6 protein-coding genes are annotated in these 4,873 nt (G+C 70.9%); 2 read left to right on the top strand and 4 right to left on the bottom strand.

Annotation, left to right across the window (positions count from 1 at the left end):
• Nucleotides 1–112: 112 nt before the first annotated feature.
• The 4 genes from VFF46_RS22900 to VFF46_RS22885 form a co-directional block, all read right to left on the bottom strand.
• Nucleotides 113–457, bottom strand: coding sequence for a hypothetical protein (locus VFF46_RS22900; RefSeq protein ID WP_325039241.1), 345 nt, complete (start codon nt 455–457; stop codon nt 113–115).
• Nucleotides 445–867: a hypothetical protein gene (locus VFF46_RS22895; protein ID WP_325039240.1), complete on the bottom strand. Its 423-nt coding sequence runs from the start codon at nt 865–867 to the stop codon at nt 445–447. Before VFF46_RS22895 ends, VFF46_RS22900 begins: the two co-directional genes overlap by 13 nt.
• Nucleotides 868–1,212: 345 nt before the next feature.
• Complete coding sequence (locus VFF46_RS22890) at nt 1,213–2,004, bottom strand: enoyl-CoA hydratase/isomerase family protein (protein ID WP_325039239.1); 792 nt, start codon at nt 2,002–2,004, stop codon at nt 1,213–1,215.
• Nucleotides 2,005–2,036: 32 nt separating this feature from the next.
• The gene (locus VFF46_RS22885) at nt 2,037–2,855 is read right to left on the bottom strand and encodes a PaaX family transcriptional regulator C-terminal domain-containing protein (protein ID WP_325039238.1); all 819 of its coding nucleotides are present in this window, start codon (nt 2,853–2,855) and stop codon (nt 2,037–2,039) included.
• Nucleotides 2,856–3,031: 176 nt separating this feature from the next.
• Between VFF46_RS22885 and VFF46_RS22880 the strand changes: the two genes are divergently transcribed.
• A complete protein-coding gene (locus tag VFF46_RS22880; RefSeq protein WP_012923066.1) occupies nt 3,032–3,199 on the top strand; it encodes a DUF3117 domain-containing protein in 168 nt (55 codons plus the stop codon).
• A gap of 204 nt (nt 3,200–3,403) precedes the next feature.
• Nucleotides 3,404–4,849: a leucyl aminopeptidase family protein gene (locus VFF46_RS22875; protein WP_325039237.1), complete on the top strand. Its 1,446-nt coding sequence runs from the start codon at nt 3,404–3,406 to the stop codon at nt 4,847–4,849.
• The last annotated feature ends 24 nt before the right edge of the window (nt 4,850–4,873 follow it).

The following is a 4,873-nucleotide window of genomic DNA, read 5'->3' as shown; positions in this document are numbered from 1 at the left end:
CGCGCCCTTCGTGTAAACGCCGACGTACACGTCCGTCCCGTCGACGGCCACCGAGTAGCTGCCATCCACCACCCCAGATACGCCGAACTGCCTGAGCCAGCGCCGATTCCCCTCAGCGTCGTACTGCGCCACGAACGCGTCTTCCGAGGTGTTCCCCCGCATGCGTCGCGTCCAAGTCGCCGTTCGTGAACCCGGTGACCACGACGCGCCCGTTCGCGTCCACCGCAACGCCGTACGCGCGATCGGTCCCGTTCGACCCGACCGACTGCGTCCATGCCCGCGAACCCTCCGCGTTGTTGTACTTGACCAGCGACACGTCCGTCCCCGAGACCGCCTGACAAACGTTGCCCAAGGCATCGGTCGCGATGCCTCCCGCGCACTCGGCGAACGTCGGTCCCCAGACGTCCCAGTCGTGCACGCCGTCGATGACGCGGAACTCCGAGGTCAGGTTCGGCACCGGGACGCCTGGTTGAACATCACGTGCGCCTCGAAGTCGAGGTTGTGGGTGGCGTTGATCGGCTTCGGGTTCTTGTGGTCGTCGTGGCCGCCCGCGATGTACAGGTGTGACTGCAGACCGGTCGCGGCGAACGACTTCAGCGCCGCCGGCCGGTTCAGCTTCAGGTACGTCGCCTCGACGAACGGGGTCTTACCCTTGCCGGAGGCACCGAAATCGCGGGTACTGGAATCGCCCGGCGGCAACGGGAAGTAGACCGCCGGGCCGAGCGCGATGCCCGCGCCGAACACGTCCGGGCGCGCCGGCGTGTACCGCAGTGGGCCGGTCCCGCCCGTCGAGTACCGCAGCGCGGCGGCGCCGCCCATCGAGTGGGCCGCGATCGCCCGGCTCGCAAGTACCGGCAACTCGATCACCGGCGTCCCACCCTCGTGCGGTCGGCGATCGTCCGGTACGTACCACTGGGCGGTGATGCGGGAGGCGCAGCTCGCAGTACTCCCGGACGATCGGCTGGAACCGGCGTCGCGTCGGCCTGCGGGACGAGGTCCTTGAAGAACGCGGTCTCGACCGGGCGTCTCGGGTCGGTGCCCTGGTACGCGAGTCGACGTACCAGCTCCCGCGGCCGCGGCGCTGGTGCTGTACCGCCCGCGCGGCCGCGGCGCGGATGCTGTACCGAAGAACGGGTAGTGGTCAGGTCCTGCACGGCGTGTCGGGGTCTGGAGGGTTCGATCCGGGGACCACTACCCGTTCTTCGGTGCGTGTCAGCGGCCGGTGAAGGTGGGTTTTTGTTTGGCGACGAAGGAGGCGACGGCGTTGTGGTGGTCCTCGGTGGCGCCGGTTTCCTGCATTTTGCCGGCCTCGAAGGCGAGGGATTCGGCGAGCGTGTGGCTCGCGGAGTAGCCGAGGGACTGGCGGACCGCGCCGTACGCGACCGTCGGGCCGGCGGCGAGCTTGCGAGCCAGTTCCGCGACGGTGTCCGGCAGGTCCGCGGCCGGGACGACGGACGTGGCCAGGCCGAGGTCGAGGGCCTCGGCGGCGGGGACGGTGCGCGGGAAGTAGAGGAGTTCGAGCGCTCGGGCGTGGCCGATCAGCCGGGGGAGCGTCCAGGAGATGCCGGTGTCGCAGGACAGCGCGATGCCGGTGAACGCGAGGTTGAAGCCGGCCGTGTCCGCGACCACCCGGAAGTCGCACGCGAACGCCATCGACGCGCCGGCCCCGGCGGCCACCCCGTTCACCGCGGCGATCACCGGCTTCGGCATCTCGGCGAGCGCCAGCGCGATCGGCGCGTAGTGGTCCGGCACCGTGCTCCACAGCGCCGCCTGGTCGTTGGCCTGGAGCAGTCCGATGTGTTCCTTCAGGTCCTGCCCGACGCAGAACGCGCGCCCGGTCCCGGTCAGTACGACGACCCGTACGGCCGGGTCGTCCGCGGCCGCCTGCACGGTGTCGCGGAGCAGCACCTTGGTCGGCGTGTCGAGCGAGTTCATGGCGTCGGGCCGATTCAGCGTGATGGTGGCAACGCCTTCGGACACGGTGTAGACGACGGAGTCACTCATCGTGGTCAGCTCCTTGACTATCAGTGAGAATTTCAGTGTTGCGTCAGGCAGCCATCGACGAAACGCCCGGCCGCGGGGCTCAATCGATCGGCGTGGAAATCGAAGAACGCGGCCGCCTTCGTCCCGGCCCAGCCGGCCGGCAGCAACTCGTCCGGCAGCCCCGGATCCCGGAACAGGAACTTCCGCCATTCGTGCACCAGCTCGGACCGGACCGCGAACGCCTGCTCGTCGCTCGCGTCCGCATCGCCGCCGTCGACCAGCGCCTTCGCCTCGATCAGCCAGGCGTCGTACGACGCGCCGAGCTCGTCGAGCTTCCAGACCCGCCGGGCGAACTCGACCGCGTGTGTGTCCACCGGCGCCCGGAACCGGTCCGCGGCGATCCCCTCCATGTCGAGGATCTGGTCCACCTCGGCGTCGTTGCGCAGCCCGACCCAGGCGCCGTCGGACAGCGGAGCCCAACCCAGGAAGGAGAGTTGACTCGCGAGCTGGTCGCGGCGCCGGGCGTTCGGAACCTCCTGGAGGACGACCAGGTGCCAGTGCCGGTCCCAGTCGCCCGGGCCTTCGGAACCGGTCACCACCGGCGTGCCGTCCGGCGCGGTCCGGTAGATCCGCGCGGCGGCGTCGTCGAGCCGGCGACGCGCCCGGGAGGTCAGTCCGTATCCGGGCTGGCCCTCGATCCGGACCGGCTCCAGCCAGCCCTGCCGGACCATCCGCGAGACGGCGGTCCGGACGGCCGGTGGATGCACGCCCAGCGGCGCGAGCAGCCGGACGAGGGCCGCGACCGGAGCCTGCGCACCTCGCGCGCGCAGGTGGTCGCCGTACAGGTCGAAAAGGGCTGAACGGGCGTGCACAAGACTCGAGTCTGCCGTATGGTGCACGCCCTTGGCCTGAGATCGGGAATAATGGGGTGCGGTACACACCGATACACACTGCGATACGCGCCGACGGCGCATCACCGCAACGGCGCCGGCCACGGTCCCCCGCGCGGTGTCGTCGCTCAACACCGACACTGGGAAGGGGTGCGCGCATGGCGGCGATGAAGCCGCGGACGGGCGATGGTCCGCTCGAGGTCACCAAGGAGGGCCGCGGGATCGTGATGCGGGTTCCGCTCGAGGGCGGCGGACGACTCGTCGTCGAGCTGAACGCCGACGAGGCGACCGAGCTCGGCAACGCACTGAAGGCCGTCGTCGGCTGATCACATCCTCCGGGGGTGCCAGCGCCCCCTGTCTGTCACTCCGACCCCGGTGGGTGCCTTCGCGGGCACCGGCCGGGGTCGTTACGGTGGTCCAGCCTGTTCAGCCCTATTTGATCAAACAGTGAGGTCGTCCTAGTGGCTCGCCGCAGCAGTTCGTCTCCTTTTCCCAGTCTTCCGGGTGTCGCGTGGCAGCCCGGTCTGCCGGTGCACGGGTCCTCGACCTGGGTGATCGTCGTCGGCGACGAGCTGCCGGCCGCCGCCAAGGAGGCGGGGGAGCGGCTCGGTATCGACCTCGGCCGGCTGCTCGAGGTGCAGCGGGAGACCGGCTTCACGCCCTCGGCCGGCAGTACGGCGGCGTACCCGCTGCTGACCGGCGACGTGACCGAGATCCTGCTGGTCGGGGCCGGGGACGGCGGCGCGAAGGACCTGCGACACGCCGGGGCGGCGATCGCGCGGTTCGGTCGCGGCAAGGACGAGCTCACCACCGTCGTTGCCGAGGGCATCGATGACGCGGCGCTCCAGGCGTTCGCCGAGGGTGTGGTGCTCGGCTCGTTCGCGTACACCCAGAAGACCGTCGACCCGGGCAAGCCCGCCGTCGGTGCAGTGACGCTAACCGACGGGTCGGCCGCCGCGCGGCAGGAGGTGCTGGACCGCGGCGTCGTGATCGGGCGTACCGGCTGGCTGGCCCGGCAACTCGCGATCACCCCGTCGAACGAGAAGGACCCGTCCTGGCTGGCCGCGCGGGCGACCGAGATCGCGGCGGCGACCGGGCTGGTGGCAACGGTCTGGGACGAGAAGCAGTTGGCCGCCGACGGGTTCGGCGGGATCCTCGCGGTCGGCCAGGGCTCGACCCGCCCACCGCGGCTGATCCGTCTCGACTACGCCCCCGCCGGTGCGGGCAAGGACACGCCGTACGTCGTGCTGGTCGGCAAGGGCATCACGTACGACACCGGCGGCCTGTCGCTGAAGCCGCGCGAGGGCATGGTGTCGATGAAGCGCGACATGACCGGCGGCGGCTCGGTGATCGCGACCATGTCGGCGCTCCGCGACCTCGGGGCGAACGTCCGGGTGACCGGCCTGATCTGCGCGGCGGAGAACATGCCGTCGGGGTCGGCGTACCGCCCGGACGACGTGATCCGGCACTTCGGTGGCCGCACCACCGAGGTGAAGAACACCGACGCCGAGGGCCGGCTGGTGCTCGCCGACGGTCTCGCGTACGCCGTCCAGGAGCTGAAGCCGGACGTCCTGGTCGACATCGCCACGCTGACCGGCGCGATCAAGGTGTCGCTCGGCGCGATGCTGTACGGCGGCCTGTTCGCGACCGACGACGCGCTCGCCGACAACCTCGCGGACGCCGGCCGGACCTCGGGTGAGGAGCTGTGGCGGATGCCGCTGCCGGCCGAGTACGAGGAGCTGATCGCGACGCCGGTCGCGGACTCGGTGAACAGCTCGAAGGGCCCGGGCTCGATCACCGCGGCCCTGTTCCTGAAGGCGTTCGCGGGCGACGTCCCGTGGGCGCACCTGGACCTGTCGTCGATCGCGGAGTCGCCGTCCGACCGTTTCGAGTACTCGATCGGCGCCACCGGCGCCGGCGCCCGGCTGCTCACCACCTGGCTGGCCTCCAACGCACCGACCTCCGGCATCGCCTAGCCCGCCCCGCCCGCGCCCCCGGTC

The sequence above is a fragment of the Kribbella sp. genome (genome assembly GCF_035655035.1).
Taxonomy (GTDB): Bacteria; Actinomycetota; Actinomycetes; order Propionibacteriales; family Kribbellaceae; genus Kribbella.
The sequence above is the reverse complement of the archived record's forward strand: the minus strand, read 5'-3'. Positions and strand labels throughout refer to the sequence as shown.